Genomic DNA, 26408 nt, shown 5'->3' with positions numbered 1-26408 from the left:
TGGCGACCGCTCTTCACTCCACAGCGCACGGGGGCGTACGTGAACGACCACTGCGTCGTGCGTGCCGCCGACGGGACCTGGCACGTCTTCGGCATCACCAAGCCCACGGCGGAGATCGATCCCCAGGGAGAGCGCTGGTTCTGCCACGGCGCGGGCGCGTCGCTCTCGGCCGGGCGCTTCGAGGAGCGCTGGCGCGTCTGCGACTTCGGCACCCGCGCGTGGGCGCCGTCGCTCGCCTTCGACGGCGAGCGCTGGATCATGCTCTACGGGCCCGACCGCCTGCGTGCTGCGGTCTGCGACGACGATCGGCTCGACCACTGGCGCGAAGCGGAGTGCTCGCTCGTGGGCGCGCCGCTCGAGTCCGTGCTCCGCGACGGGATGATCTTCCGCCTCGACGACGATTCCTGGCTGCTCTACTCGACCGGGAAGCGCGGGCGCAGCTCCTCGGTGAGCGTCTGCATCTCCGAGAACCTGCTCGACTGGCGCTTCGTCCGCCACGCGCTCGTCACCACGCCCGAGGCGCCGCTGCAGCCGAGCTGGGCCGCGACCGAGTCCCCGTTCGTGTTCCGCCACGGCGGCGCGTTCTGGCTCTCGATCACCTACACGCGCAGCTTCGGCGGGCCCGCCGAGTACCACGACACGCTGCTGTTCCGCTCCGAGAACCCGTTCGACTTCGGCACCTACAGCGGCGACGCGCGCGAGCCCGCCGCGCGCCTCTACGCGCACGCGCCCGAGTACCTGCACGACCCGGACACGAACCGCTGGTGGATCACGAGCTGCGGCTGGCCGGGAGACCTGTTCCAGCCGGTGATCCCCGGCAGCGTCGCGATCCGCGAGCTCGACTGGGCGTAGAATCGGCCGGCGAGGAGAAGCGATGGAACGCCACGGCGATCACATCCCGTACGTGACCTCGGGCTCGTATCCGATCCGCGCGGGCAACGTCGTCCGGCCGCTAGTGGACGGCGGGCCGGCGTTCGCACGCATTTGCGAGGCGGTGGCCGAAGCCCGCCGCAGCGTCTACGTGACGGTCGCCTTCCATCAGATGGACTTCGCGATGCCCGGCGGCGAGGGCAGCTTCTTCGACGTGCTCGACCGGGCCAAGGCGCGTGGGCTCGACGTGCGGGTGATCTTCTGGCGCCATCCCGAGCTCGCGGCCATCGACCCCGGCTCCCATTTCGCGGGTACTGCGGCCGATCGCGAGTTCCTCGCGCGACGCGGTTCGCGCTTCCTCGCCCGCTGGGACCGCGCGCACGGGCGCTACTGCCAGCACCAGAAGAGCTGGCTCGTCGACGCGGGAGCGCCGGGCGAGGTTGCGTTCGTCGGCGGGATCAACCTGAACAACGGCTCGGTCGTGTCGCCGGGGCACGCGCCGCGCGAGTCCGGCAGCACCCACGACGTGTACGTCGAGCTGCGCGGACCGGCGGCGACGGACGTGCACCACAACTTCGTGCAGCGCTGGAACGAGGCCAGCGACCGCGACCTCGTCGATGGTCTCTGGCCCGACGCGCTCGATCAGAGCGAGCTTCCGTTTCCACAGTCGCTCTCCCCCGCGGCGGGAGAGATCCCGGTGCAGATCCAGCGAACGGTCCGGCGCGAGCGCTACCGCGACGGCACGCCTGCCCCCGGCGGCGTCGGATTCGACATCGCGGGCGGCGAGCACTCGATCCTCGACCAGTACCTGCGCGCGATCGAGAGCGCGCGCGACGCGATCTACATCGAGGACCAGGCGATCGGCGCGAAGCCCGTCGTCGACGGATTGCGCGCGGCGCTCGAGCGCGGTGTCGAGGTCGTGGTGCTGGTTCCCGCTGATCCACACCGCGAGATGGCCGCCGGGCGTGGCGACCCGTCCAACCGCGACTTCTTCGAGGCGCTCGCAGCGCTCGGCCGCTTCGAGCGCTTCGCGCTGGCCGGAATCGCGTCGTGCACCGGGCCGGGCGCATACCAGAACGTGTACGTGCACGCGAAGATCGCGTTGGTCGACGACGTGTGGTGCACGATCGGCTCGGCGAACATCGGCAACCGCTCGTTCTTCGGCGACACGGAGCTGAACGCCTCGTTCTGGCACGGCCCGACGGTGCGCGAGCTGCGCCGCGAGCTCCTGCTCGAGCACCTCGGCCGCGACACGCGCGATCTCGAGGCGCGTGCGGCGCTCGCGCTCTACCGCGACGTCGCGCGAAAGAACGCGGCGCGCCGCCTGGCCGGCGATCCCACCGACTCGCTCGCCTTCGCGCTCGACCCCGCGACCTACGCGAGCTAGCGGCGCAGGCCCCGGAACAGCGGGTACGCGGCCGCGTAGCCGGTCTCGACCAGCTCGGCGCCGGGCCGGACGCGCGCGATCTCGTCGCGGATCGGCTTGGTGTCGATCGGGCGCGAGAAGCCGGGCAGCCAGTCGTCGTGATGGCCGAGCAGTACCCGGCGCGGGCGCAGCAGATCGACCTGCCTCGCGACGAAACTCGCGAGCGTGCCCTGGATCGGCTCGCCGTCGACGTTGCCGCGCCCCGCGGCGGCGAGGATCGCCACGTCGGGCCGCAGATCGCGCAGGATCCCGCTCCAGTGACCCGAGGTGTCCTGGTAGAAGAGCGAGCCCTCCGGCGTCTGGAAGTGGTAGACGAGCGCGCCGCCGTCGCCGCGCGGCCCCTGGGCGCTGGCGCGAAGGTGCGCGATCACGTCCGGGCCGAGCGTGCCGAAGTGGGAGGCCAGCGCGCGGAAGCGCTCCTGCTGCTCCTGCAGGGTCAGTCCGAGCTCGCCGATGCAGACCTCGTCGGCGGCCGCCATCGCGGTCTGCGACCACACACAGGAGTGTTGGCTCGGGTACACGTCGACGGTCACGTCTGGAGAGAGCCGCACGCGTTCGCCGCCGGCGACCGGGATCATCCGTTCGACCGGGAGCCCTTGCGCCTCCATCACGCGCACGGTCTCGTGCGAGCCCAGGATCCGCGCGCCGGTCCTGCGCGCGATCCGCTCCGCGCCGTACAGGTGGTCGAAGTGCGAGTGGCCGACGACGATCCAGTCGGCCCGCTCGACCTGCTCGGGGAGGAGCCCCGCGAACTGCGCGCCCGGCACGCGGTCCAGGTACGCGTCGAGGAAGATCACGAGCTCGCCCACGGTCCCCCGGAAGGTCGAGCAGCCGAACCAGTCGAGGGTGGCGTCCATCCGCCCAGTGTAGCCGCGTCGCTAGGCGAGCGTGGCGTAGAGCGAGAGGATCTTCGGAACCACGACCGACTCGTCGAACTTCGCCAGCGCCGCCTGCCGCCCGGCGCGGGCCATGCGCTCGGCGAGCGATGCGTCGCCGAGCACGCGGGCGAGCGCCTCGGCGTAGCTCTCTTCGGACGGGCCGGCCAGCCAGCCGTTCGCGCCGTCCTGCACGACCTCGCGATTGCCGGGAATGTCGGAGCAGACGATCGGAACCCCGACCGCGGAGGCCTCGATCAGCGCCATCGGCAGCACCTCCGTGAGCTGCGATGGAAACAGCACCGCGTCGCAGAGCGAGAGCAGGGCGGTCACGTCGCGCCGGTAGCCGGGAAGCACGGCGCGCACGGGGCCGGCAAGCGAATCGGCCAGCCGCTCCAGGCTCTCGCGCTCCGGGCCGTCGCCCAGCGCGAGCGCGACCAGCGGGCGCTCGAGCTGCCGCGCGCAGCGCGCGACCGAGCGCAGGAACACGTCGAAGCCCTTTCCCGGGATCATCCGCCCGACCATCGCCACGACCCGCTCGGCGTCCGCGATGCCGAGCTCGCCGCGGAGTCGCGCGCGATCCGCGTGATCGGCGGCGTCGCGGATCGCGCGGCAGTCGACGAAGTTCGGGATCAGCGAGACGTTCGCCGCGTCGAATCCCATCGCCAGGAACTGGCGCTGTTTGAGCGCGCTGATCGCGATCATGTGGTCGCAGCTCGCGCGCAGCAGCGGGCCCGAGAGCCGCGGCGGCGCGCGGCGATAGCTGGTCGAGTGGTGCGTGAGCACCACGGCGAACCGCTTGCGCACGATTCGGGACAGCAGCCGCGCCGCGAGCGCGAGCGTGGCGCCTTGCACGTGCACCACGTCGGGCTCGAAGCCGCGCAGCACCGCCGAGAAGCCGCGCAGGAAGCGGAGGAATCCCTTGCGCTCGAGCGGTGGCGTGCGCTCGATCCGGACACCGGCAGCCAGACGCGCCTCGAGCGGCCCCGGCGCGGCGCTGTAGGCGACCTCGATGCCGCGCCGGGCGAGCGCGTTGGCCAGGTCGATCGAGACCGTCTCCGCCCCGCCGAGCTGCAGGGCCTCTCCGCAGATCAGCACTCTCACGACGCAGGCCTCCGGTCGGGTTGGCTCACGATACCGGAGCCTGGATCGGCTTCCACGCGCCGCTCCTGGCGCTGGCGTGCCGATAGGACCCGAGCCATGCTGGATCACCGATGAACGCCACCCGGACCCAGGCCCGCCGGACCGATGCGGCGCTGGTGGTCGGCAACGTGCTCTGGAACGCCGCGGCGAGTCTGCTCGGCTCGGTGATCGCGTTCCTGCTCGTTCCATTCCTGCTCCACGGACTCGGCGACGCCGCCTACGGAGTCTGGGCGCTGGTCGGGTCGGTGTTCGCCCACTCGGTCGTCTTCCAGCTCGGGCTCGCCAGCGCCATCAACCGCTTCGTGCCGGTGCGCCTGGCCAGCGGCGATCACGAGGGCTTGCGCGCCGTCGTCTCCACCTGCACGGCATTCCTCTCGTTCATGGCCCTGGTCGTGCTGGCGCTGACGCTCGTTCTGCACCAGTGGCTGACGCAGATCTTCCAGATCCCGCCCGCGCTGGCCGCGGACGCGCGGATCTGCGTGCTGGTGGTCGGGGGCTGCGCGGCGCTTGGCGCGATCACCAGCGCGGCGGGCGCGGTGCTCTCCGGCTACCAGCGCTACGACCTGATGGCGGGAAGCCGGCTCTCGGTCACGCTCGTGCGCAGTGCGCTGCTCGTCGCGCTGTTGATGCAGGGCTTCGGGCTCGTCACGGTCGCGCTGCTCTACGGCTTGGGCGAGCTGGTGGTGAACGCACTGAACCTCGCGTTCTGTCTGCGGCTGCTCCCGGAGCGTCCGTTCGCCCTGCGCGCGGTCGACGCTGGCCTGCTGCGCGAGATGCTCGGCTACGGCTTCAACACGTTCAACTACGTGCTCGGCGCGCTTCTGCTGCTGAAGGCGGGCGAGCTGCTGATCGGAATCTTCCGGAGCGCCGAAGAAGTCGCGCAGTACGCGATCGTCAGCGCCGCGGTGCTCACGCTCACCACGGTGATCGAGGCGTTCTGCGCCGCGATCAAGCCGGCCGCGAGCGATCTCGACACGCACGGCGATCGGACCCGGCTGAAGCAATTGCTGCTGCTCTCCCAGAAGTACTCGCTCTTCCTGATCCTGCCGTCGGCCGCGTTCCTGCTGATCATGGGGCGCGAGTTCCTGCTGATCTGGACGCAAAAGGACTTCCCGCTCCTGCCGACGGCGCTGGCGCTCGTCGCCGCGGGTCACGCGGTGCGGCTCTCCCAGCACTCGAGCTTCTTCGTGCTGGTGGGAATGGGCGAGCACCGCTACTTCGGACTTCTGATGCTGTCGATGGCGGTGGGCACCGTGACGCTCGGCTGGCTCGCCCTTGCGGTGCTCGATCTCGGGCTGCTCGGGATCGCGGCTGCGAGCGCGATCCCGCTCTTCGTCGGCTGCGGGATCTTCCTGCCGCGTCACGTCTACGGCAAGCTCGGCGTCGGCGGGGCGGAGAGTCTGCGCCAGGTCTGGATTCCGGCGCTCCTCGGCGCGGCGCCGGGCCTCGCGCTTCTCGTCGCGTGCAAGCTCGCGCGTCCGCCGAGGGGCTGGGTCGAGCTGCTCCTGCTCGTCGCGACGGTCGCGGCGGCGACGGCGCTCGGCGCGTGGAGACTCGGGCTCGGTGACTCCGAGCGGGCGCGACTTTCGAATCTCGCCCGCGGACAGTGGTCGAAGCTGGCGGGCGCAAGGACGGGATGAGCGATGAGCAACTCGAGCTACGTGGATTCACACAAGGCGCCCGGCAAGGGCCGGCGGTACGACGAGTACTACGCCACCGACGCGTGGGGTCGCTACCTCTGGTCGCGTGAGCAGGAGGTCCTGACGCAGGCGCTCGAGATGTTCTTCGGCTCGCGCAGGGACGTGCGCGCGCTCGACTTCGCCTGCGGCACGGGTCGGATCTCGAGCTTTCTGGAGCGGCACGTCGCGTCGTGCACGGGGGTCGACGTCTCCGAGGCGATGCTCGAGCAGGCGCGGCGCAAGCTCGAGCGCACCACCCTGGTGAACGCGAATCTCCTCGAGCAGAGCCCGTTCGAGAAGGAGAGCTTCGACCTGATCACCGCCTTCCGCTTCTTCGTCAACGCCGAGCCCGCGCTGCGCCGCGCGGCCCTGCGCGCGCTGGCGCCGCTTCTCGCACCCGGCGGCCATCTGATCTTCAACAACCACCAGAACATCGACGCGCCGTACATGCGATTGGCGCGCGCGTATGCGGGCTGGCGCGGCTTCGAGGCCTTCAACGTGCTTTCGATCGCGCAGTGTCGCGAGCTCGTGGCCGAGGTCGGGCTCGAGATCGTCCACGTGTTTCCGGTGGGAACGCTCCGAGTGCCGAAGCTCGCGCTTCCCGACGTGCTGTACCGGATGGCGGACCGGATCGCGGGAGCTTCGGAAATGACGGCTCGCCTGGCGACGAGCCCGATCCTGGTGGCGCGAAGGAAGGCGTGACCGCGCGGGGCCGGGTCGGGCGCGCGCTGGCTCTGGGACTCCTGCTCGCTTCGTGCTCCGAGCCCGCGCCGCTGGAGGGCCGGGTCGATCTCGAGCGGCTGCGAAGCGCCGAGCACGAGCCCGGGCAGTGGCTCGCGCTCGGCGGCGGCTTCCGAGCCGAGCGCTTCTCGCGACTCGCACAGATCGACGCCGACAACGCAGCAGAGCTCGGCTTCGCCTGGGAGTACGAGGCGCGCTCGCGCCGCGGCCGCGTCGAACACGGACAGGAGGCGACGCCGATCGTCGTCGACGGAGTGCTGTACGTCTCGGGCCCGTGGGGCTCCGTCTTCGCGGTGGACGCGAAGACCGGCGCCGAGCGCTGGCGCTACGACCCCGAGGTGGACGGCGGCTACGCGCGCCACGCCTGCTGCGACGTGGTGAACCGCGGCGTCGCGGTCTGGCGCGGACGCGTGTACGTCGGCACGCTCGACGGCTTCCTGGTCGCGCTCGACGCGAGCACCGGCCGGGAGCTGTGGAGGACCGACACGCTGATCGAGCGCGGCGCGCGCGCGTACACGATCACGGGTCCGCCGCAGGTCGCGAAGAACGTGGTGGTGATCGGGAACAGCGGAGCCGAGTTCGGCGTGCGCGGCTACGTGACCGCCTACGACCTGGAATCCGGCGCGCAGGCCTGGCGCTTCTTCACGGTTCCGGGCGATCCGGCGCTCGGCGAGCCCGAGCACCCCGAGATCGCGGCCGCGCTCGAGACCTGGGACCGCGACTCGAGCTGGGAGTCGGGCCTCGGCGGAACGGTCTGGGGCGAGATGGTCTACGACCCCGAGCTCGACCGGCTCTACGTCGGCACCGGAAACGGCACGCCCTATCCGGTCTGGCTGCGCAGCCCGTCGGGCGGTGACAACCTGTATCTCGCCTCGATCCTCGCGCTCGATCCCGACGACGGGCGCTTGATCTGGCACTACCAGACCACGCCGGGCGAGAGCTGGGACTACACCGCGACGCAGAACCTGATCCTCGCGGAGCTTCCGATCGGCGGCGTCGCGCGAAAGGTGATCCTGCAGGCGCCGAAGAACGGCTTCTTCTACGTGCTCGACCGCGAGACCGGGGAGCTGATCTCGGCGCGGCCGTTCGTGCCCGTGAGCTGGGCGAGCGGGATCGACGCGAGCGGACGTCCGGTCGCCAGCGCGACCGCCTCGTACCGCAACGCGCCGGCGATCGTGTTTCCGACCCAGGCGGGAGCGCACAACTGGCAGCCGATGGCGTTCAGTCCGGTGACGGGGCTCGTCTACATTCCGGCGCGCGAGCAGGGCATGGTGATGGCGAACGAGCCCTTCTGGCGCTTCGCGCCGGGCGAGCTGAATCTGGGCTCGGTCGCGATCTACGGCGCGAGCGCGGAGCGGCTCCCGGAGCCCGAGCGCACGAGGCTGGAGACGCGCGAGCTCCTGATCGCCTGGGATCCCGTCGCGCAGCGGGAGCGGTTCCGCGTCCCGGTCGGGAGCGAGCAGTACGCGGGCGGAGGCGTGCTCGCGACCGCCGGAAATCTGGTCGTGCAGGGGACGTCCGCGGGCCGGCTCGCGCTGTACCGCGCCGACACCGGCACGCGACTCGCCGAGATCGAGGTCGGCACCGCGATCATGGCCGCGCCGGTGAGCTACCAGATCGACGGCGAGCAGTACGTGGCGGTGATCGCCGGTCTGGGCGGAGCGGTCGCGTCGGTCCACCCGCGCGAGAGCGCGGCGTGGCGGTACGAGAACTACGGGCGGATCCTCGCCTGGAAGCTCGGCGGCGGGCCGACGCCGCTTCCGAGGCCGCGCGAGATCCGCGCGATTCCGGAGCCGCCGGTGCTGCCGAATCTCTCCGCCGCAGGGGCCGCTCGCGGCGAGAGACTCTTCGTCCGACACTGCGCGAGGTGTCACGGAGGCCGCGGTGAGTCGCGGCTCTCGTCCTATCCCGATCTGTTCGGACTGCCCGCGCAGACACACGCAGCCTTCGACTCGATCGTGCGCGGCGGGTCGCTTTCGAGCGCTGGCATGGCGAGCTTCGCCGACGTCGTCAGCGAGGCGGATGCCGCGGCGATCCAGTCCTACCTCGTCCGCGAGCAGGCAGAGCTACGGGCGGCTAGCGCGAGCGGAGCAGGTCGCGGATCTCCGTGAGCAGCCCCACGTCGGCCGGAGGCGGCGGAGGAGCCGCCGCGGGCGCGGGCTTCTGCAGCGAGTTCACGCCCTTCACGAGCAGGAACACGCAGAACGCGATGATCAGGAAGTCGATCAGCGCCTGGATGAACGCGCCGTACTTGAGCAGCACCGGAGCCTCGTCGGTTCCGCCGATCGCGAACGCGAGCCCGGTGAAATCGATGCCGCCGAGCACGAGCCCGATCACGGGCATCAGCAGGTCGCCGACGACGGACGTGACGATCTTCCCGAACGCGCCGCCGATGATCACGCCGACCGCCAGATCCATCACGTTGCCGCGTTTGATGAAGGCCTGGAACTCGGAAACCATTCCCATGGCAGGACCCCCTCTGCTGTAGATCAGCGCGATTCTGGCACAGCCGATCCGAACTCGGTCGAGTAATCTTCGATCGCGGCTCGCACGACGGCTTGCGCGTGGCTCGAGTCGTAGGTCTCGTCGATCGCGACCCGCGCCGGCTCCCCGGGTACGAGCTTGTAGGTCAGGAAGTAGTGCCGGAGCCGCTCGATCAGCGCCGCCGGAAGCTGCGAGATCGTGGTCACTTCGCCCCAGAACGAGTCGCTGCAAAGCACGGCGATGATCTTGTCGTCGGCGTCGCCGGCATCGACCATGCGAAATCCGCCGACCACGCGCGCGGAGACAATGACTTCGGACTTCGCGATCGGCCGCTCGCTCACCACGCAGATGTCGAGCGGGTCGCCGTCGCCGCGCTTCGATCCGGGCGAGAGAGCGGAGATTCGCGCTCCGCAGTAGGTCCGCGGGATGAAGCCGTACAGCGTGGGCGGCGACGACGACGTGCGCTGCGGGCGATCGACGCGCAGGTAGCCGGTCGTTTTATCGACCTCGTACTTCACCAGGTCGAAGGGCGTGATCTCGACGTACGCGGAGACGATCCGCGGCGGATCCTCACCGACCGCGAGCCCGTGCCACGGGTGCGGTCGGAACTGCGCGTGCGGAATTCTCGTCATCGAAACACCTCTCGGAGCGAGCGGTCGTGAGCGCGCGCGAGCAGTAGCTGCGCGGCGAGCGCGCCGACCAGGGCCAGGAACATGTCCCACTGCGTGTCCCAGACGTCGCCCTGCGTGCCGAGAAACGCCGTCGCCGCGCTTCCCGCCACGAGCGCCGTCCACCACTCGAGCAGCTCGTAGAAGGCGCTGAACGCGAGCACCACGCAGGTGACCAGGAAGAACTGCCAGCCGCCGCGCTCCAGCACCGAGCAGCGCAGCAGGACCTCGCGCGCGAGGATCGCCGGCACGAAGCCCTGCGCGAGGTGGCCGAGCCGGTCGTAGTGATTGCGCGCGAGCCCGAGCGCGTCCTGCACCCAGAACCCGGGCGGCACCATCGCGTAGGTGTAGTGGCCGCCGAGGATCAGGATCAACGCATGCGCGCCGAGCAGCCAGGCGAGCAGGCGCGAGGGCGGGGCGCGCCGCCACGTCGCGATGAGCAGCGGCGCGCCGATCAGCACCGGCGAGACCTCGAGCCACCAGGTCGCGCGGTCCGTGGGCCCGATTCCCGAGACCACCAGCGCGACCGCCACGATGCCGAGCAGCGCCGGTCCCGGGTGCATCTCGCGATCGTATCAGCCCTTCTCGCGTTCGAGCGCGGCCTTCACCACCGCGAGCTCACGGCGCTTGGCGGCGTCGACCTCCGGGAAGCGCAGGTCGATCGCCTCGAGCGCGTCGATCACCGCCGACGCCACGACCAGCCGCGTGAACCACTTGTGGTCGGCGGGCACCACGTACCAGGGCGCGTGCTCGGTCGCGGTGTGCTGGATCATGTCCTCGTAGGCCGACATGTAGTCGTCCCAGTGCTTGCGCTCCTCTGCGTCGGCCGTGGAGAATTTCCAGTTCTTCGCCGGCTGCTCCAGCCGGTCCAGGAAGCGCCGCTTCTGCTCCGCGCGCGACACGTGCAGGAAGAACTTCAGGATCAGGTAGCCGTTTCGCGCCAGGTAGCGCTCGAACGCGACGATGTCCTCGAAGCGCTGCTCCCAGATGTCCTTCGTGATCAGCCCGGGGGGAAGATTGCTCTTCTGCAACAGCTCCGGGTGCACGCGCACCACCAGCACGTCCTCGTAGTAGGAGCGGTTGAAGATCCCGATCCGGCCGCGCTCCGGCAGCGCCTTCTTCGCGCGCCACAGGTAGTCGTGGTCGAGCTCCTCGCTGGACGGCGCCTTGAACGAGTACACCTGCACGCCCTGCGGATTCACTCCCGACATCACGTGCTTGATCGTGCCGTCCTTGCCCGCCGCATCCATCGCCTGGAAGATCAGCAGCACGCCCCAGCGATCCTGCGCGTAGAGCCGCTCCTGCAGGTCGGCGAGGATCTCGACGCCGCGCGCCAGGTACTCCGCCGCGTTCTCGTTCGTCTCGAGGTGAGCGGTGTCGTCCGGATCGACGTCCTTCAGCCGGAACTTCTTTCCGCTCGACACGCGGTAGGGACGCGAGAACTCGCGCGCTGCCTTGGGCACCTTCTCTGCCACGGCCGGCCTCCTGGATTCGAGAGTGCACCATCGCTGCCCCCGCCTGCCTCGGCAAGTCTTGAGACGTTCGGACGATCGGGTTGTGAGCACAGGGTCCGGGCCCGAGAATCGATGCGATGCAGATCCCGGATCACCGCGCGCCCCCGAGCGCCTGGCGTCGCATGCTCGGTGGTCTGCGCAGCCAGGAGCGGCACACGCCGATGTGTCCCATGACGCCGCGCCTCGACGGGCGGACCGCGATCGTCACCGGCGCGACCGGCGGCATCGGGCTCGAGATCGCCCGCGGCCTCGCGCAACGTGGCGCGGCTCTGATCCTTCCCTGCCGGAATCCCGAGAAGGGTGCGCGCGTGGCGGGCGAGCTCCGCGCGGCGGCGCAGGGCGAGGCGCGAGTGGATCAGGTCGCGATGGACCTCGAGGATCTCGAGTCGGTTCGATCCGGCGCCGCGGCGATCGCGGCCTTGCTTGCGGGACGTCCCGTGGACCTGCTGGTCGAGAACGCGGGCGTCTGGCCGCGCGAGCTCGCGCGCACGCGCCAGGGCCACGAGATCGCCTTCGGCGTGAACGTGCTCGCGCACTTCGCGCTGCGCCGCGATCTCGAACGGCGTGGGCTGCTTCCGGCGGCGCGCGTCGTCGTGGTGACCGGGGACATCTACGTGCTCGAGTCGGACTGCACGCCGGATTTCGCGTACGGCGGCGCCTTCGGTGGAATGCGGGCCTACTGCCGCAGCAAGCTCGGCAACCTGTGGATCGCGTCGGAGCTGAGCCTGCGCGCGTCAGCGCTCGAGGTGCGCGCGGTCCACCCCGGCGTGGTCGCGACCGGCCTCGGCGGCGCCGGAAGCGCGCTCGAGCGCGCGTTCAAGCGGCGCTTCTTCCTCTCGGCGGAGCGCGGCGCGCAGATGCCTCTCGTCTGCGCCACTCAGCCCGACATGGAGAGCGGCGGCTACTGGCACAACGTCCACGGCCGCATGCGCCTTGCGCCCCGAGACGCGGCCTGCGACGTCGCCGCCGCGGCGCGGCTCTGGGATCTCTGCGAGCGGCTCTCGGCCTGATCTCAGGGCGCCGCGGGTGCGGGTTGCGGCGAGGTGTACTGCGACCAGCCGCCCCCGAGCGCGCGGTAGATCTGCACGATCGCGATCAGACGCGCGCGGTCGGTCTGCGCGAGGAGCGTCTGGGCCGGGAACAGATCCTTCTGCGCGTCCAGGACTTCGAGGTAGCTGGCGCGTCCGTCGACGTAGCGGATGTTCGAGATCCGCACCGATTCCTCCAGCGCCTCGACGGCGAGAGCCTGCTCCTTTCGGATCGCCTCGAGCTTCTCGCGCGCGGTGAGCGAGTCGGAGACGTCGCGGAGCGCCTGGATCACCGTCGACTCGTAGGCGATCGCCGCCTGCTCCCAGCGCGCCTTGGCCTCTTCCCAGCCGTAGTAGATCGCGCCGCCCTGGAAGATCGGTGTGGTCGCCACGCCCGCGATCGACCAGAGCGCGTTGCGCTGCTGCAGCACGTCGTCGAGATCCGTCGAGACCCCGCCGAGCAGCCCGGTGAGCCCGATCCGCGGCAGGAACTCCGAGATCGACACGCCGACCAGCGCGTTCGCCGCGACGACGACCTGTTCCGCCTCGAGCACGTCCGGGCGGCGCGAGAGAAGCTGCGCGGGGACGCCGGCGGGAACGCGCGGCGGGCGGGTCTGCTGGAGCAGATCGGCACCGCGCGGAATCGGCCCCGGCGCCCGGCCGAGCAGCGCCGAGAGCCGGTTCTCGACCGCGACGATGCGGCGCTCGATCTCGGGGATCGCCGCGGCCGCGCTCGAGAGGGACGCCTGCGCGCGGAGCATGCCGAGCTTCGAGTCGACGCCGCCGCTGAACTTGCGCTCGAACAGGTCACGCATCTTCGTGAACGCGGCGACGTTGCTTCGCGCGATCTCGAGCTCCAGGTCCAGGCCGATCAGCTCGAAGTAGCTCGAGGCGACGTCACTGGTCAGTGTCAGAAGCACTCCGCGGCGGAACGCCTCGCTCGCGAACAGCTCCGCGCGCGCGGCCTCGGTCGAGCGCCGGATCCGGCCCCAGACGTCGATCTCCCACGCCATCCCGGCCGCGAGCAGGAACGAGTCGTCGCGATCCGCGCCGGGCGCGGGCGAGCCGAGCACGGAGTTCGTGCCTCGCGCGGCGTCGAATTCCCCGCCGATCTGCGGGAAGAACTCCGAGCGCGCGATCCCGGCGCGCGCGCGGAACTCCTCGACGCGCTGCGCGGCGATGCGCAGGTCGTGGTTGTTCGCCAGCGATTCGCCGATCAGCGCGCGAAGCGCCTCGTCCTGGAAGACCTCCCACCAGGGCAGGTCGGCCAGCGATTCCGCCTCGCCCGCCGCGGTCTCGGCGCGGTACGCAGGCGCCTCGACGACCGCGGGCCGGCGGTAGTCGGGACCGATCGCGCAGCCCGCGAGGGCGAGAGCGCCGAGCGTGGCGACGAGCTTCTTCATGGCTGCGGCGCGCCTCGCTTTGCGATCTTCTCGACGAGCACGTACAGGACCGGCACGAAGAAGATCGCGATCACGGTGGCCGCGAGCATGCCGGTGATCACCGTCGTGCCGATGCTCTGGCGCGCGACCGCGCCCGAGCCCGACGCGGTCCAGAGCGGCACGCAGCCCAGGATGAACGCGAAGCTCGTCATCAGGATCGGGCGCAGGCGGCTCTTCGCGCCGGCCAGCGCCGCATCTACCACGGTCTTGCCCGACTTCTGCTCCATGACCGCGAACTCGACGATCAGGATCGCGTTCTTGGCCACCAGGCCGATCAGCATGATCAGGCCGATCTGCGCGAACACGTCGTTCTCGAGCCCGCGCGCCCAGATGCCGAGGTAGGCGCCGAACACCGCGATCGGCGTGGTGAGCAGGACGCTCCAGGGCAGGGACCAGCTCTCGTACAGCGCGGCGAGGATCAGGAACACCCCCAGGATCGAGAGCGCGAACGTTCCCGCCGAGCCGCCCGCGGTCGCCTCCTGGTACGACATGTTGGTCCACTCGAAGCTCATGTCCGCGGGCAGGGTCTCGGCGGCCAGCGCCTCGATTGCCGCCATGGCCTGGCCCGAGCTGTAGCCGGGCGCAGGATTTCCGATCACCTCGACGGCGCGGAACAGGTTGTAGCGGTTGGTGAACGCGGGACCGAACGACGGCCGCGCGCTCACCAGCGTCGAGAGCGGAACCATCTGCTGCTCTTCGTTGCGGACGTAGAAGCCTCCGATGTCGTCGGCGTCGACGCGGAACTCGGGCTCGGCCTGCACGAAGACCTTCCAGACCCGCCCGAAGCGGTTGAACTGGTTCACGTAGCTGGAGCCGAGCAGCGCCTGCAGCGTGTCGTACACGTCGCGGTCCGAGACGCCGAGCTTGTAGACCTTGTCCGAGTCCACCGCCGCGAAGAGCTGCGGAACGTCGGGCCGGAACACCGTGGCCACGCCGGCGAGCTCCGGGCGCTGGTTCGCGGCCGCGATGAAGCGCTGCGCGTTCTCCGCCAGCCACGACACGTCGTGACCGCCGCGATCCTGCAGCATCACGGTGAAGCCGCCCGCGTTGCCGACGCCCGGGATCGACGGCGGCGGGAAGCCGAACGCAAGCCCGCTCGGCAGCTCGCGCAGCTTCGCGTTCAGCTCGCCGAGGATCACGCCGGCGGTTCGCTCGCCGCGCTCCTCCCAGGGGTCGAGCTGCACGAAATAGAAGCCGGCGTAGGTCTGCGAGATGTTCGAGAGCAGGCTGAAGCCGACGATCGACGTGTAGCTCTGCACGCCCTCGGTCTCGCCCAGCACCTGCTCGACCTGTCGCGCGACCACGTCGGTGCGCTGCAGAGAGGCGGCGTCCGGGAGCTGCAGCTGCATGAAGAAGTAGCCCTGGTCCTCGCTCGGAACGAAGGACGTGGGCAGGATCCGGCCGATGCCGACGGCGATCACGGAAAGGCCGACCAGCAGGATCATGCTGCGGAATGTGCGCTTGATCGCGCCCGACGAGACGCTGACGTAGCCCTCGGTGGCGCGGTCGAAGAAGCGGTTGAACGCCGCGAAGAAGCGGCCGATCGGTCCCCGGGCCGGCTGCTTGTGCCGCAGCAGCAGCGCGCAGAGCGCCGGCGAGAGCGAGAGCGCGTTGAACGCGGAGATCAGCACGGAGATCGCGATCGTGATCGCAAACTGCTGGTAGAGACTCCCGGTGATGCCGGTCATGAAGCCGGCCGGGATGAAGACGGCCGCCAGGATCAGCGCGATGCCGATCACTGGCGCGGTGACCTCGTCCATCGCCTTGATGGTCGCCTCGCGCGGCGAGAGCCCGTGCTCGATGCCGACCTCGACCGCCTCGACCACGACGATCGCGTCGTCGACCACCAGCCCGATCGCGAGCACGAGCCCGAGCAGCGAGAGCGTGTTGATCGAGAAGCCGAGCATGGGGAAGAAGATGAACGCGCCGATCAGCGAGACCGGCACTGCGATCAGCGGGATCAGCGTGGCGCGCCAGCCCTGCAGGAACAGGAACACCACCACGATCACGAGCACCATCGCCTCGACCAGCGTGTGCATGATCTCGGTGATCCCCTCGCTGACGGGCAGCGTGGTGTCGAGCGCGATCGCGTAGCTCATGTCGGCGGGGAAGCGCGCGGCCATTCCCTCCATCTGCGACTTCAGCGCTGCGGCCGTCTCGAGCGCGTTGGAACCGGGCGACTGGTACACCGCGACGACCGCGGCCGGCTTGCCCTGGAAGCGCCCGATCTGCATGTAGGTCTGCGAGCCCAGCTCGATGCGCGCCACGTCGCGCAGGCGCACGAACGAGCCGTCGGGATTGGCGCGCACGATGATCTCGCCGAACTGCTCGGCCAACACGCGCCGACCCCGGGCCGTGACCGTGTAGGTGAACTCCTGCCCCGGCGGCGCCGGCTCGGCGCCGATCTGGCCGGCGGGGTTCACCACGTTCTGCGACTTCACCGCGTTCACGACTTCGCTGACCGTGAGCTGCAGCTTGGACAGCGTGTCGGGCCGCACCCAGATGCGCATCGCATAGTCCGCGGCGCCGAACAGCGTCACCTGGCCGACGCCGCGCACGCGCGCCAGCTGCGGGTTCACGTTGATCGTGGTGTAGTTGCCCAGGAACTCGGCGTCGTAGCTGCCGTCGGGCGAGTAGATCGGAATGACCAGAAGCGGCAGCCCGACCGTCTGCTGCACGGTGGTGCCGAACTCGTTCACGGAGCTCGGCAGCTGCGAGTTCGCCTGCGCCAGTCGGTTCTGCGTGAAGACCTGGTCCAGGTTCACATCCGTGCCGACTTCGAAGCTGACCTGCAGCGTCATCGTGCCGTCGCTGCCGTTGATCGACTTCATGTAGATCATGTTCTGCACGCCGTTGACCTGCTGCTCGATCGGCGTGGCGACGGACTCCTCGACCGCGAGCGCGTCCGCTCCGGTGTAGGTGGTCTTCACCTGGATGATCGGCGGCACGATGTCGGGGTACTGCGCGATCGGCAGGCGTCCGATCATGACCACGCCGGCGATCACGGTCACGATCGCGATCACGATCGCGACGATCGGGCGGTCGATGAAGAAGCGCGCCATCTACTTTCCGGCCGTTCCCGTCGCCGGCTCGACTTTCACGGTCATTCCGTTGCGGACCTTCTGCAGGCCCTCGACCACGACGCGCTCGCCGGGCTCGAGCCCTTCGAGGATCACGTAATCGCTTCCGGAGCGAGGGCCGAGCTTCACGCGCTTGATCGCGACCTTGTCGTCGGGCCCGACCACCGCGACCTGGCTCAGGCCCTGCAGGTCCGTGACCGCGCGCTGCGGGATCACGAGCGCGTTTTCGAGCCGGTCGGTCGCGGCGCGGACCTTCGCGAACTGGCCCGGCCGCAGCAGGCTGCCGGGATTCGGGAACAGCGCCTGCAGCTCGATCGTTCCGGTGGTCGCCGCCACGCCGAGCCCGGCCACGTCGAAGCGGCCCGGCTCGGAGTAGGTGGAGCCGTCCGCGAGCACCAGCGAGAGCGCCGCCGGCTCGCGCGGCTGGCCGCTGGCCTGCGCCTCCTGCTGGCGCTTGGCGAAGCGCAGGTAGTCGAGCTCGCTCACCTGCACGCTGACCTTGATCGGGTCCAGCTGGGACACTTCGGTGAGGAGCGTCTGCGTGCTCACCAGGTTTCCGACCTGGGCATGTGCAATTTCCGCAATCCCGTCGATCGGCGACCTGACCTTGGTCCACTCCAGCTCGAGCCGCGCGTTCTCGAGCGCGGCGCGCGCGGACTCGAGCTGCGCCGCGCCCGCCGATCGCGCCTGGACCGCCGTGTCGAGCTCCATCTGGCTCACCGCGCCCTCCGCGGCCAGCGGCGTGTAGCGCTTCACGTCCTGCTGCGCCTTGACCAGGATCGCCTGCGCGCGGTCGACCTGTCCGCGCGCCTCGTCGTAGGCCGCCTGGTACTGGCGCGGGTCGATCTCGAACAGCAGCTCGCCTTCCTTCACGGAGCCGCCGTTGCGGTAGCGCTACTTCAGCAGATAACCCTGAACCTTTGGATAGATCTGCGCGTTCACGACGCCGGTCGTGGTACCGACCCATTCCGAGTTGATCTCGACGGACTTCTGCTCGACCGCCGCGACCACGACGTTCGGGACCGGGGAGCTCGCGGTCTTGTCGTCGCCGCAGCCCGACGCGTGCAATGCGGTGACGCAGAGCGCGAGCGACAGCCATCGGCCATGGAACATCGGCGGGGCCTCCCAAGAGTCTGGCAGCGCCTCCGGGCACGAGACGCGCGCGCAGCATACCATCCGCGGCCGCTAGCGGAGAAGCCTCCAGGTCGAGATGGAGTCCGCATAGTCGCCGCGCGTCGCACTCACCTGCCGGCGCAGACCCAGCAGCGTGTAGAGCGGCGTGTCGCGCGTCGTGCGAGTCACGGCCCAGGCGGGAAGAGAGCCCCCCGGATCGATGTCGAGCCGATACACGACGCGCGTTCGATCCGGGGCGAGCGCGGCCAGCTCGTATTCCCCGACCAGCCGCGGCATGCGCACGAAGCCGTCGATGGGCGGCGCGGCCGGGTCGGCGACGTTCGCGAAGCGCACCCGCGCAATCGCCTCGTGCTCGAGCAGGATCGTCTCCGCGCGCAGGACCACGTCGCGGTCGCTGACCGGCCACGGCGCGCCGGTGCGGTTGTACAGGACCGAGACCGCGGAGCCTTCCTCGCGCAGCCGCCGGCTCTCCACGCAGTCGGCCATCCACTCGGTCTGGCGCGGCACGTCGCGGATCACCGCGAGCACCTCGAAGATCCCCGCGTCGATCTCGACCGTGGCGCGCAGCTCCGGAAGAATCCGGTCCGGCGCGAGCCGCTGCTCGACGCGCACGCCTTCCTTCGCGACGACCGGCCGCCACTCGCCCTCGGCGCGCGCGGCTCCCGTCGACAGCAGCACCGTCGCGATCGCCGCAGCTGCGCGGCAGCTAGCCCGCAATCGGCTTCTCCCACACCAGCGCGACGTAGCGGCTCGCGCGGCGCACCGCATCGTGCGCGCGCATCAGCTCGACCAGGAACCTCCAGTCCTCGGCGGTCATTCGCGCGTAGCCGGGGCGGAATGTGCGCAGGATCGAGCGCCCGAGTCGCCAGGTGCCGAGCCGCGCGTTCGTCTGCGCGATGCGCTGGAAGGTGTCGATCACCGGCACGGTCCAGTCGTGGATCGCGCGCTCGCGGAAGCCGAGCGCGGCTGCGCTCGATCGGTAGCGCTCGAGCGGCTCGAACTCCGCGAAGCGCCAGGTGTCGCGCACCAGTCGGCGCGGGTCGAGGCTCTCGATCCGCTCCGGGTGCGCATCGCGCCAGACGAAGTCGACCAGCACGAGCCGCCCGCCCGGGCGCAGCAGGCGGAAGCTCTCGGCCAGGAAGTCGCGGCGTCCCTTCGCGCCGAAGTGGAACGCGACCTCCAGGCAGTGCACCGCATCGAACGACGAGCTCGAGAGCTCGATTCCCGAAGCGGATGCCGGAAGCCGCGTCACGTCGGCGGTGGCGAAGCGCGCGCCGGTCGTTTCCGAATGGCGCGCGATTGCGGCCGCGGTGTTCTCCGCGAGCAGATCGATGCCGATCGCCTCGCAGCCCGCGGCCGCCAGACGCGCGGTGGTGTAGCCGCGCCCGCAGCCGGCGTCGAGCACGCGCATTCCGGGGCGCGGCTCGACCAGCGCGATCGAGCGGCGCGCGAGCCCGCGCTGGAACGGCCCGAGCCCGAAGAGCACGCCGGGGAGCGCGTACCAGGGGTAGAAGCCCAGGTTCACGAGCTCGCCCCAGCCGCCGCCCTCGAGCGCGCGGAAGGCGGTGCTCGAGCCGTCGTAGGCGCGGCGGATTTCGGCGTCGGAGCTCACGCCGCCGAGTCTACGCCACGCGGCTCGGACAGGCGCGCGAGCGCGACCAGGAGCGCGGGCAGCATGCCGACGTCGGTGGCCAGGCAGAGCCCCATCGTGATCGCGGTCAGGTAGCCGAACTCGCGCAGCGTGGCGAAGCTCGAGAAGAGCATCACCAGGAAGCCCGCGACGAGCATGATCGAGGTCACCACCATCGGCCGGCCGACCTCGACGATGCAGTGCAGCGCGGCGTCCTCGGCGGAGACGCCGCGCGCGCGCTCCTTCCGGAACACCTGCAGGAAGTGGCAGGTGTCGTCGACCGCGATGCCGAGCGCGACGCAGCCGATCAGGCTGGTCGGGACGGAGAGGGTCGTGACTCCGGCGCCGAGCAGGCCGAAGAAGTTGATCACGGGCATCACGTTCGTGGGCAGAGCGAGCAGGCCGAGCCCGAGCTGCCCGAAGACCCGCCAGACGATCACGAGGATGAACACGATCGTGATGGCGAGCTGCCCGATCTGATTGCCGGCGATTCCGTCCGCGCCGCGGTTGATGCGGATCGCACTTCCCGTCACGTCTGCGTGTATGCCGGACGGGAGCGCCTCGGCCGCGAGCTCGGCGCGGATGGCGTCTTCGAGCCCGCGCAGCGCGGCGGAGCCGAGCTGGTCGGTCCGCAGCACGAGATTGGCGCTGGAGTGGTTCGAGGTCGCAAACGAGCGCAGCTTCTCCTTCGGGATCAGGAACACCAGCTCCGCAGCCTCGTTGCGCGTGTCGGGGATTCGCGAGGCCGCCGGATCGCCCTGCTCGAGCGCCTGCCGCGCGAGCTTCACCAGGTCGACCACGGAGACCACGCTGGTCACGCCGGGCAACGCCTCGAGCCGGCGCTGCACCCGCTCGACGGCGCGAAGCGAGTCGGGCTCGCGGAACGTGCCCTCCTGGTCGCCCTGCAGCACGACGTAGATCGGGACCGCGCCCGTGAGCAGCCGGTTCACGGCCTCGAAGTCGCGGCGCACGTCCGACTCCTTCAGGAAGTACGTGATGAAGTCGGTGTCGACGACGATGCGCGGAACGAACGAGACCGCGGCGATCGCGATCACGCCCCAGAACGCGAGCACTGCGCGCGCGTGTCGCACCTGGAAGCGGCCGAGCGAGCCGAGCGCGGACTCCATCGACCTTCGAGCCGCGCGAGCCAGCCGCGTCTGCGCTTCGTACAGCGCCGCATCGCTGCCGTCGGTCTTGCGCAAGCGCAGGAGCGAGAGCGCGGCCGGCACGCCGGTGAGCGTGATCACCGTGATCGATGCCACGCCGAAGACGCAGAACGCTCCGAGCTGGCTCGTCGCCGGGATCTCGTTCATGAGCAGCGCCGCGAAGCCGACCATTGTGGTGAAGCCCGAGATCAGCACCGGAGCGCTCGTGTCGCGCAGGCTCGCGAGCGCGGCCGAACGCGCGTCGGCGGAGCCGGCGGCGACGACCTCGTAGCGCGCGAAGACGTGCACGCCGTACACGCCACCGACCGTGATCATCACCGGCCCGAGCACGAGCGTGATCAGGTTCAGATCCGAGCCGACCAGCGCCATCGCGCCGTAGACCCAGAACGTCGCGGTCAGGTTCGCGGCCAGCGGCACCAGGGTTCCGCGCACGGATCCGGTCATGAGCCAGAGCGCGATCACCGCCACCAGCACGGCGATCGGGATCAGGTTCAGCATGTCGTGGATCAGCAGGTGGTGCGCGCGCGAGCGCACGTGCGGCCGACCGGTGACGTGGAACTCCACGCCCTCTCGCGCGGCGGTCGCGAGGATCGCCGCGATCCGCTCGTCCAGGGCGAGCTCGACGAAGTCGTCGTCGCTCATCGGCGCGAACGTGACGTTGATCGCGGCCGCCCGGCCGTCGCGCGCGACGATCGTCTTCGTGTAGAGCGGGTCGCCGAGCGCGCGAGCGCGCAGGTCGGCGAGCTCTGCCGGGTCGGACGGGATCTCGTCGATGAAACGGCCCAGCTCCACCAGCTCGTCGCGCGCGTTCCAGTGGTACGCGTAGACGTCGACCAGGCTCTCGGTGCCGCGAACCCCCGGCAGCTTCAGGATCTCGTCGCTCACGGCGCGCAGGGTCTCGAGGTTCGCCCGCGCGAAGACGTCGTCGGCCTCCATCGCGATCACGAAGACGTCGTCGTCGCCGAAGTCGAGCACCGCGCGCTGGTAGATCGGCTCGCCGGGGTCGTTCGCGGGGAGCATCGGCTCGCTAGACGCGTCCACGCCGATGCGGAATCCGAGCGGCTCGGGGCGGACCAGCGCCGCGGTCATTGCGAGCGTGACCAGCGCAAGCCCGCCCAGCACCACGCGCGGGTGGTCCACGATCCAGGCCGGGCGCAACAGCGCGACGAGCGTAGCCGCGAACAGGAGCGCCCCGCTCGACAGCGCGAACTCGAGCGGGGAGAGCACGCGCCTGCGCTCCGCTCTAGCGCGTCGGGCCGAGCTTCGCCGCGGATTCCTCGGCGGCCGCGCCGAAGATCCCGCGCGCCATCAGCGAGAGCTCGGATTTCCTGCGCGCGGCGTAGATCTCGGCGCGCGCGCCGTGCGCCGCGCGGCTCTCGGGATCCGCCTGCACGGCGAGCTCGACCAGCTCGCAGGCGAGGCGGAGCTCGTTTGCAGCGGCGAGCTCCTTCGCGCGAGCGGCGAGCTGCGACGCGCCGCCCGCGAGCGCCGCGAGCTCGCGCGCGAGCTGCGACGCGGGGGCGGGCTTCAGGTGCGCGGGGTTCCCGTCGTACCAGCCGCCGTACTGCCGCCAGACGTTCCGCACCACGAACTCCGGCTCGTCGTAGACCGGCCGCAGGTACGGCCGCTCGAGCAGGTGCGCGGGCACGCGCACGCCCTGCACGATCGCGTCGAGCGTCTCGCCCGCGTTCATGCGCGAGAGCGTCTCGTTCACCACGTGCTCGAGGGCGCTCGCGACGTCGTCGAGCACGCGAGCGATGCGCGCGGCGCCCGCGATCGGCAGGCCGTGCGCGGGGAGCAGCAGCTCCGCGCCGAGCGCGCTCATCTCGCGAAGCGCCTGCGCCCACTCGAGCGGGTAGCGCTGGACCTTCTGCGGATTTCCGGCGTTCGGGAACACCCAGGTGACGAAGTCGCCGACCGCGAGCGCCTTGCGCTCGGGCAGCCACGCCCAGAGGTGGTCGTCGGTCTCGCCGCGCGCGTGCCGGAGCTCGAGCGTCTGGCCGCCGACCGAGAGCCGCATCCGCTCGCGGAAGCTCGTGTCGGGCCGCACCCAGGTCTTCGGGCCGAAGCGCGCATCCGGCCCGCCGAGCAGGCCCGAGCGCCCGAACTGGCGCGTGTTGATCGCGACGTTCCAGCCGTTCGTGCGCTCGTAGCGCGCGAAGCGCGGCGAGACGTTCTCGTGCCCGACGAAGCGCGGCGGCTCGACGCCCCGCGAGCGCGCCTCGTCCACGAACGCCTGCGATCCGCCCACGTGGTCCACGTGCCCGTGGGTGTACGCGATCGTGTGTACGCGCGCGTCCGACCAGCGGCGCAGGCTGGCCAGGATCGGCGCCGCGAACGCCTCGAGGCTGGTGTCGAAGACCACCAGACCTTCGTCCGTGCGCAGCACCACCACGTGCGAGAACGCCTCGACCAGCGCGACCCCGTCGGCGATTTCGGAGAGCTCCGTGTTGGTCCGGTTCACCGAGCCCGGTCCCTCGTACACGCCCTCGTCGATGTAGCGGGCCGCGAGCCCGAGCAGATCTGCCATGCGCCGATCATACACGCCGCGGGCGTGGCATCATCGCTGGGTGAATTTCGCGATCGAGCTGTTCCTGGACGAAGCCGGCGACGCGCGGGTCCGCGAGATCTGGGAGAGGATCGCGGCGGCCGGGCTTCCGTCGCGCCTGCTCGAGCTCGGGAACACGCCGCACGTCTCGCTCGGCGTCTGCGCCGGGCTCGATCCGATCGACTTCGAGCGCAAGCTCGGCGAATTCGCCGCGCGCGAGCCCGCGCCGCACGCGACGCTGGTCTCGCTGGGGACGTTCTCGAACCGCCAGGGCGTGGTCTTCCTGGGCGTGATCGCGACGCGCGAGCTGATCGAGCTGCACGAGCGCTTCGACGCGCTCTTCCGCGGCGTCGCCCGGGATCCGTGGGAGTACTACCGGCCGGGCCGCTGGGTGCCGCACTGCACGCTCACCACGGCGCTCGCCCCCGAGCAGGTCGCGCCGGCGCTGCGCGTCTGCGCGGAGGTTCCACTGCCGATCCAGACGCGGCTCGAGAGCGTCGCGATCGTCGAGAACCCGGACGGCGTGGTGCACGCGCGCATCCCGCTCGGCGGCCGCGCGCGCTCCGGGTCGCGGTCCTAGATCACGCCTTCCCAGGCCGCGCGCTCGGCGTCGAGCGGGGCGTTTGCGAGCTCGCACTGGCGATCGAAGATCAGCGTCGCGCGCTCCGCCGTGTCGTAGCCCGGCCAGGCGGGCAGCGCCGCGTGGCCCGGCTCGCCGCTTCGCGCGAAGGCGATCCAGGCGTCCATCATCCGCGCCGAGAGCGCCTCGGCCTCGGGGCCCTTGCCGGCGAATTTGTCCATCGTCGGTGCGTCGAGCGTTCCGAAGACGAACGGCAGCTCGAGCGCGTGACAGGCACCGAGCGTTCCGCGCCGCGCGGGCGAGCTCCAGGTGAAGAAGTACTCGTAGGTGCGCGGCTGGTGCGGCGCCTGCGCCTCGGCGAGGCGGATCGCGGGCACGCGGAAGGTGCGGTCGGAGTCGAGCGCGTCGAGAAGCTCTCCGGGTTCGGTCGACGCGCGGCCTGCGCGCGCCGTGCGGTAGGTCTCGATCAGTCGCTCCGCGTGCGACTCGTCCGCGCCGTGCGCGCGCAGACCGCCGCGCACTCGCTTGGCCAGACCCGCTGCGTCGAGCTCGGCGCTGGCCGCAACGCCCATGCGGAACAGCTTGATCTCGTCCCGGTTCGCGCCGACCAGGAGCGCGACGTCGCGCGCCGTTCCGTCGCGCACCGCCTCCAGCGGGTGACGCGGAAGCGTGTCGGCGTCGAGCGCGGGCGCGAAGGCGAGCAGCGCCCCGCCGCGCGCGGTCTCGACGAGCAGCTTCGCCTGCGCCGCGAGCAGCGCCGGCACCGGCACGTCGCGAAGCCTGCCGACGTCGTTCGGGCCGAGCCCTAGCTCGGCCAGAAGCGCGATCGCGACCCGCGCCGCGCTCTCGCGCGAGTGCACGTGGTGGGCGGCGCCGCTCTGCGCGATCGCGCCGCGGAACAGGCCGCGCGCGGCCGGCATGGCGAGAAGCGTCGAGACCGCCATTCCACCCGCGCTCTCGCCGAAGATCGTGATCCGGTCCGGGTCTCCGCCGAAGGCGGCGATGTTCTCGCGCACGAAGCGCAGCGCCGCGATCTGGTCCTGCTGGCCCAGGTTCGCGTCGAGCCTCTCCAGGTTCGTGTAGCCGAGCGCCCCGAGCCGGTAGTTGATCGTCACCACCACCACGTCGCCGCGCGCGGCGAGCCGACCGCCGTCGTAGAGCGCCTGTCCGCCCGAGCCGCCGGTGAATCCGCCGCCGTGGATCCAGAACAGCACGGGCCTTCGCGCCGCGTCGGCGCGCGGCGTGTACACGTTCAGGTACAGGCAGTCCTCGCTCTGGTCGCCCGACTCCATCCCGGGCAGGAAGCTCGGGTTCTGCGGCGCCGCGTGACCGAACGCGCGCGCCTCGCGCACGCCCGCCCACGGCGCCGCGGGTCGCGGCGCGCGGAAGCGCAGCTCCCCGACCGGCGGAGCCGCGTACGGAATGCCGCGGAAGCGCGTGTGATCGGCCAGCTCCTCCCCCGACACTTTTCCGAGACGGGTCTCGACGATCGCGGCCATCAGCGCTCTTCCTTCAGGTGTCCGCGCGAATCGCGCAGCTCGGGTCCGTTCACGCGCGCGCGGCCGTCGCCGAACTTCGCGTCGCGCTCCTGCAGCGCCGCCTTGAGCCCCTTCTCGGCGGCGGTCGCGACGAACCCGCGGGCGCTCGCGGCGAGGTGACCCCGAGCGTCGTTCTCGCAGGCCAGCCGCTGCAGCGTGCGCGCGCCCATCAGCTCGAGCCCGAGATTGATGATCCGCTTGTTCGCCGCGAGCAGATCCGCGTCCACCAGCGCCAGCCGATCCGCCAGGCCCTCGACCTCGGCCTCGAGCAGATCGGGCGGCACGGACTTCATCACCAGGCCGATCTGCGCCGCCTCGGCGCCCGTGATCGTGTCGCCCGTGAGCGTCAGGCGCTTGGCCCACTGCGGGCCCACGTTGTACAGCCACATGTTGTTGGGCAGAGCGCCAAGGTCGCGCGCGGGCGGAAAGCCGAAGCGCGCGTCGTCGGCGGCGATCACCATGTCGCAGAGCAGGGCGATGTCGGTTCCGCCAGCCAGGCAGTGGCCGTGGACCTGCGCGATCACCGGCTTGTGCATGTCGAAGATCGCCATGCGCAGGCGCTGCGCGCGCTCGAGCTGCCAGATGTCGTCGTCTACGCTGCGGCCGCCGCGGTAGCGCGCGCCCTCGCGCAGGCCCGCGGACTTCGGCGGCTCGGTGAGGTCGTAGCCGGCGCTGAAGCAGGAGCCGGCGCCGCGGATGATCACGGCGTGCACCTCGCGGTCCGCGTCCGCGTCCCAGAGCGCGAGCGAGAGCTCCTCGAGCAGCGCGAGCGAGAGCGCGTTGCGTTTCTCCGGGCGATCGAGCGTGATCCGCGCGCGGCCGTGCTCCACCTGGTAGCGGATGTTCTTCCAGTCACCCATGG

At 70.8% G+C, this 26408-nt stretch carries 23 protein-coding genes; 7 read left to right on the top strand and 16 right to left on the bottom strand.

Going from position 1 to position 26408, the window contains the following annotated elements:
* The first annotated feature begins 39 nt into the window (after positions 1-39).
* Positions 40-852, top strand: a complete 813-nt coding sequence (locus FJ108_05555) for a hypothetical protein (GenBank protein ID MBM4335370.1) — start codon at positions 40-42, stop codon at positions 850-852.
* Positions 853-874: 22 nt separating this feature from the next.
* Positions 875-2257 carry a phosphatidylserine/phosphatidylglycerophosphate/cardiolipin synthase family protein gene (locus FJ108_05550; protein MBM4335369.1) on the top strand — a complete coding sequence of 461 codons (1383 nt, stop codon included), beginning with the start codon at positions 875-877 and terminating at the stop codon, positions 2255-2257.
* On the opposite strand, the gene FJ108_05545 is transcribed toward FJ108_05550, so the two are convergent.
* Positions 2254-3153: an MBL fold metallo-hydrolase gene (locus FJ108_05545; protein ID MBM4335368.1), complete on the bottom strand. Its 900-nt coding sequence runs from the start codon at positions 3151-3153 to the stop codon at positions 2254-2256. The two genes, FJ108_05550 and FJ108_05545, sit on opposite strands and share 4 nt — an antisense overlap.
* A 21-nt stretch (positions 3154-3174) precedes the next feature.
* Positions 3175-4503, bottom strand: coding sequence for a glycosyltransferase family 4 protein (locus FJ108_05540; GenBank protein ID MBM4335367.1), 1329 nt, complete (start codon positions 4501-4503; stop codon positions 3175-3177).
* Here FJ108_05540 and FJ108_05535 point away from each other — a divergent pair.
* From FJ108_05535 to FJ108_05525, 3 genes are read left to right on the top strand one after another with little or no spacing between them, the layout of a single operon-like run.
* Entirely contained in the window at positions 4386-5954 is a 1569-nt protein-coding gene (locus FJ108_05535) for a hypothetical protein (GenBank protein MBM4335366.1), read from the top strand. The genes FJ108_05540 and FJ108_05535 overlap by 118 nt on opposite strands.
* Before the next feature lie 3 nt (positions 5955-5957).
* On the top strand, positions 5958-6695 hold the full coding sequence (locus FJ108_05530) for a class I SAM-dependent methyltransferase (protein MBM4335365.1): 738 nt from the start codon (positions 5958-5960) through the stop codon (positions 6693-6695).
* On the top strand, positions 6692-8845 hold the full coding sequence (locus FJ108_05525; protein MBM4335364.1) for a PQQ-dependent dehydrogenase, methanol/ethanol family: 2154 nt from the start codon (positions 6692-6694) through the stop codon (positions 8843-8845). The genes FJ108_05530 and FJ108_05525 overlap by 4 nt, the downstream gene beginning before the upstream one ends.
* Here FJ108_05525 and mscL read toward each other — a convergent pair.
* The 4 genes from mscL to FJ108_05505 are packed head-to-tail and all read right to left on the bottom strand — an operon-like array spanning position 8811 to position 11361.
* Positions 8811-9200 carry a large-conductance mechanosensitive channel protein MscL gene (mscL, locus tag FJ108_05520; GenBank protein MBM4335363.1) on the bottom strand — a complete coding sequence of 130 codons (390 nt, stop codon included), beginning with the start codon at positions 9198-9200 and terminating at the stop codon, positions 8811-8813. The two genes, FJ108_05525 and mscL, sit on opposite strands and share 35 nt — an antisense overlap.
* A 23-nt stretch (positions 9201-9223) precedes the next feature.
* The gene (locus tag FJ108_05515) at positions 9224-9850 is read right to left on the bottom strand and encodes an inorganic pyrophosphatase (protein MBM4335362.1); all 627 of its coding nucleotides are present in this window, start codon (positions 9848-9850) and stop codon (positions 9224-9226) included.
* Complete coding sequence (locus FJ108_05510; protein MBM4335361.1) at positions 9847-10449, bottom strand: DUF2238 domain-containing protein; 603 nt, start codon at positions 10447-10449, stop codon at positions 9847-9849. The genes FJ108_05515 and FJ108_05510 overlap by 4 nt, the downstream gene beginning before the upstream one ends.
* Before the next feature lie 12 nt (positions 10450-10461).
* Positions 10462-11361 (bottom strand): polyphosphate kinase 2 family protein, encoded by a 900-nt coding sequence (locus FJ108_05505; protein ID MBM4335360.1) that lies wholly within the window; start codon positions 11359-11361, stop codon positions 10462-10464.
* Positions 11362-11477: 116 nt separating this feature from the next.
* On the opposite strand from FJ108_05505, the gene FJ108_05500 reads away from it, so the two are divergent.
* Complete coding sequence (locus FJ108_05500) at positions 11478-12410, top strand: SDR family NAD(P)-dependent oxidoreductase (GenBank protein MBM4335359.1); 933 nt, start codon at positions 11478-11480, stop codon at positions 12408-12410.
* Positions 12411-12412: 2 nt separating this feature from the next.
* Here the strand turns inward: FJ108_05500 and FJ108_05495 are convergent, their stop codons facing one another.
* The 8 genes from FJ108_05495 to FJ108_05460 form a co-directional block, all read right to left on the bottom strand.
* A complete protein-coding gene (locus FJ108_05495) occupies positions 12413-13831 on the bottom strand; it encodes an efflux transporter outer membrane subunit (protein ID MBM4335358.1) in 1419 nt (472 codons plus the stop codon).
* The gene (locus FJ108_05490; protein MBM4335357.1) at positions 13828-16932 is read right to left on the bottom strand and encodes a multidrug efflux RND transporter permease subunit; all 3105 of its coding nucleotides are present in this window, start codon (positions 16930-16932) and stop codon (positions 13828-13830) included. Before FJ108_05490 ends, FJ108_05495 begins: the two co-directional genes overlap by 4 nt.
* Entirely contained in the window at positions 16933-17823 is an 891-nt protein-coding gene (locus FJ108_05485; GenBank protein MBM4335356.1) for an efflux RND transporter periplasmic adaptor subunit, read from the bottom strand.
* A 21-nt stretch (positions 17824-17844) separates the two neighbouring features.
* A complete protein-coding gene (locus FJ108_05480) occupies positions 17845-18063 on the bottom strand; it encodes a hypothetical protein (protein MBM4335355.1) in 219 nt (72 codons plus the stop codon).
* 72 nt (positions 18064-18135) lie between these two features.
* Positions 18136-18852, bottom strand: a complete 717-nt coding sequence (locus FJ108_05475; GenBank protein MBM4335354.1) for a hypothetical protein — start codon at positions 18850-18852, stop codon at positions 18136-18138.
* Complete coding sequence (locus FJ108_05470; protein ID MBM4335353.1) at positions 18791-19678, bottom strand: methyltransferase domain-containing protein; 888 nt, start codon at positions 19676-19678, stop codon at positions 18791-18793. The genes FJ108_05475 and FJ108_05470 overlap by 62 nt, the downstream gene beginning before the upstream one ends.
* A gap of 14 nt (positions 19679-19692) precedes the next feature.
* A complete protein-coding gene (locus FJ108_05465; protein ID MBM4335352.1) occupies positions 19693-22107 on the bottom strand; it encodes a hypothetical protein in 2415 nt (804 codons plus the stop codon).
* Between the two features lie 16 nt (positions 22108-22123).
* Complete coding sequence (locus tag FJ108_05460) at positions 22124-23410, bottom strand: MBL fold metallo-hydrolase (protein MBM4335351.1); 1287 nt, start codon at positions 23408-23410, stop codon at positions 22124-22126.
* On the opposite strand from FJ108_05460, the gene FJ108_05455 reads away from it, so the two are divergent.
* A complete protein-coding gene (locus FJ108_05455; protein ID MBM4335350.1) occupies positions 23409-24008 on the top strand; it encodes a 2'-5' RNA ligase family protein in 600 nt (199 codons plus the stop codon). The genes FJ108_05460 and FJ108_05455 overlap by 2 nt on opposite strands.
* Here the strand turns inward: FJ108_05455 and FJ108_05450 are convergent.
* Positions 24005-25507: a carboxylesterase/lipase family protein gene (locus tag FJ108_05450; protein ID MBM4335349.1), complete on the bottom strand. Its 1503-nt coding sequence runs from the start codon at positions 25505-25507 to the stop codon at positions 24005-24007. The genes FJ108_05455 and FJ108_05450 overlap by 4 nt on opposite strands.
* A complete protein-coding gene (locus FJ108_05445) occupies positions 25507-26406 on the bottom strand; it encodes a crotonase/enoyl-CoA hydratase family protein (protein ID MBM4335348.1) in 900 nt (299 codons plus the stop codon). Before FJ108_05445 ends, FJ108_05450 begins: the two co-directional genes overlap by 1 nt.
* Positions 26407-26408 lie beyond the last annotated feature (2 nt).

The sequence above is a fragment of the Deltaproteobacteria bacterium genome (assembly GCA_016875225.1).
In the GTDB taxonomy this organism is placed as follows: domain Bacteria; phylum Myxococcota_A; class UBA9160; order SZUA-336; family SZUA-336; genus VGRW01.
This window is presented reverse-complemented; position numbering and strand designations above follow the sequence as displayed.

What these genes read in the sequence shown, in the direction of transcription:
- FJ108_05530 (MBM4335365.1), top strand. Translation starts at nt 5,958, where the DNA reads ATGAGCAACTCGAGCTACGTGGATTCACACAAGGCGCCCGGCAAGGGC.
- FJ108_05540 (MBM4335367.1), bottom strand. Translation starts at nt 4,503, where the DNA reads ATGGAACGAGCAGGAACGCGATCACCGAGCCGAGCAGACTCGCCGCGG.
- FJ108_05445 (MBM4335348.1), bottom strand. Translation starts at nt 26,406, where the DNA reads ATGGGTGACTGGAAGAACATCCGCTACCAGGTGGAGCACGGCCGCGCG.
- FJ108_05460 (MBM4335351.1), bottom strand. Translation starts at nt 23,410, where the DNA reads ATGGCAGATCTGCTCGGGCTCGCGGCCCGCTACATCGACGAGGGCGTG.
- FJ108_05500 (MBM4335359.1), top strand. Translation starts at nt 11,478, where the DNA reads ATGCAGATCCCGGATCACCGCGCGCCCCCGAGCGCCTGGCGTCGCATG.
- FJ108_05535 (MBM4335366.1), top strand. Translation starts at nt 4,386, where the DNA reads ATGAACGCCACCCGGACCCAGGCCCGCCGGACCGATGCGGCGCTGGTG.
- FJ108_05455 (MBM4335350.1), top strand. Translation starts at nt 23,409, where the DNA reads ATGCGCCGATCATACACGCCGCGGGCGTGGCATCATCGCTGGGTGAAT.
- mscL (MBM4335363.1), bottom strand. Translation starts at nt 9,200, where the DNA reads ATGGGAATGGTTTCCGAGTTCCAGGCCTTCATCAAACGCGGCAACGTG.
- FJ108_05450 (MBM4335349.1), bottom strand. Translation starts at nt 25,507, where the DNA reads ATGGCCGCGATCGTCGAGACCCGTCTCGGAAAAGTGTCGGGGGAGGAG.
- FJ108_05550 (MBM4335369.1), top strand. Translation starts at nt 875, where the DNA reads ATGGAACGCCACGGCGATCACATCCCGTACGTGACCTCGGGCTCGTAT.
- FJ108_05490 (MBM4335357.1), bottom strand. Translation starts at nt 16,932, where the DNA reads ATGGCGCGCTTCTTCATCGACCGCCCGATCGTCGCGATCGTGATCGCG.
- FJ108_05545 (MBM4335368.1), bottom strand. Translation starts at nt 3,153, where the DNA reads ATGGACGCCACCCTCGACTGGTTCGGCTGCTCGACCTTCCGGGGGACC.
- FJ108_05495 (MBM4335358.1), bottom strand. Translation starts at nt 13,831, where the DNA reads ATGAAGAAGCTCGTCGCCACGCTCGGCGCTCTCGCCCTCGCGGGCTGC.
- FJ108_05475 (MBM4335354.1), bottom strand. Translation starts at nt 18,852, where the DNA reads ATGCGGTGCGCCGCGCGAGCCGCTACGTCGCGCTGGTGTGGGAGAAGC.
- FJ108_05480 (MBM4335355.1), bottom strand. Translation starts at nt 18,063, where the DNA reads ATGTTCCATGGCCGATGGCTGTCGCTCGCGCTCTGCGTCACCGCATTG.
- FJ108_05510 (MBM4335361.1), bottom strand. Translation starts at nt 10,449, where the DNA reads ATGCACCCGGGACCGGCGCTGCTCGGCATCGTGGCGGTCGCGCTGGTG.
- FJ108_05515 (MBM4335362.1), bottom strand. Translation starts at nt 9,850, where the DNA reads ATGACGAGAATTCCGCACGCGCAGTTCCGACCGCACCCGTGGCACGGG.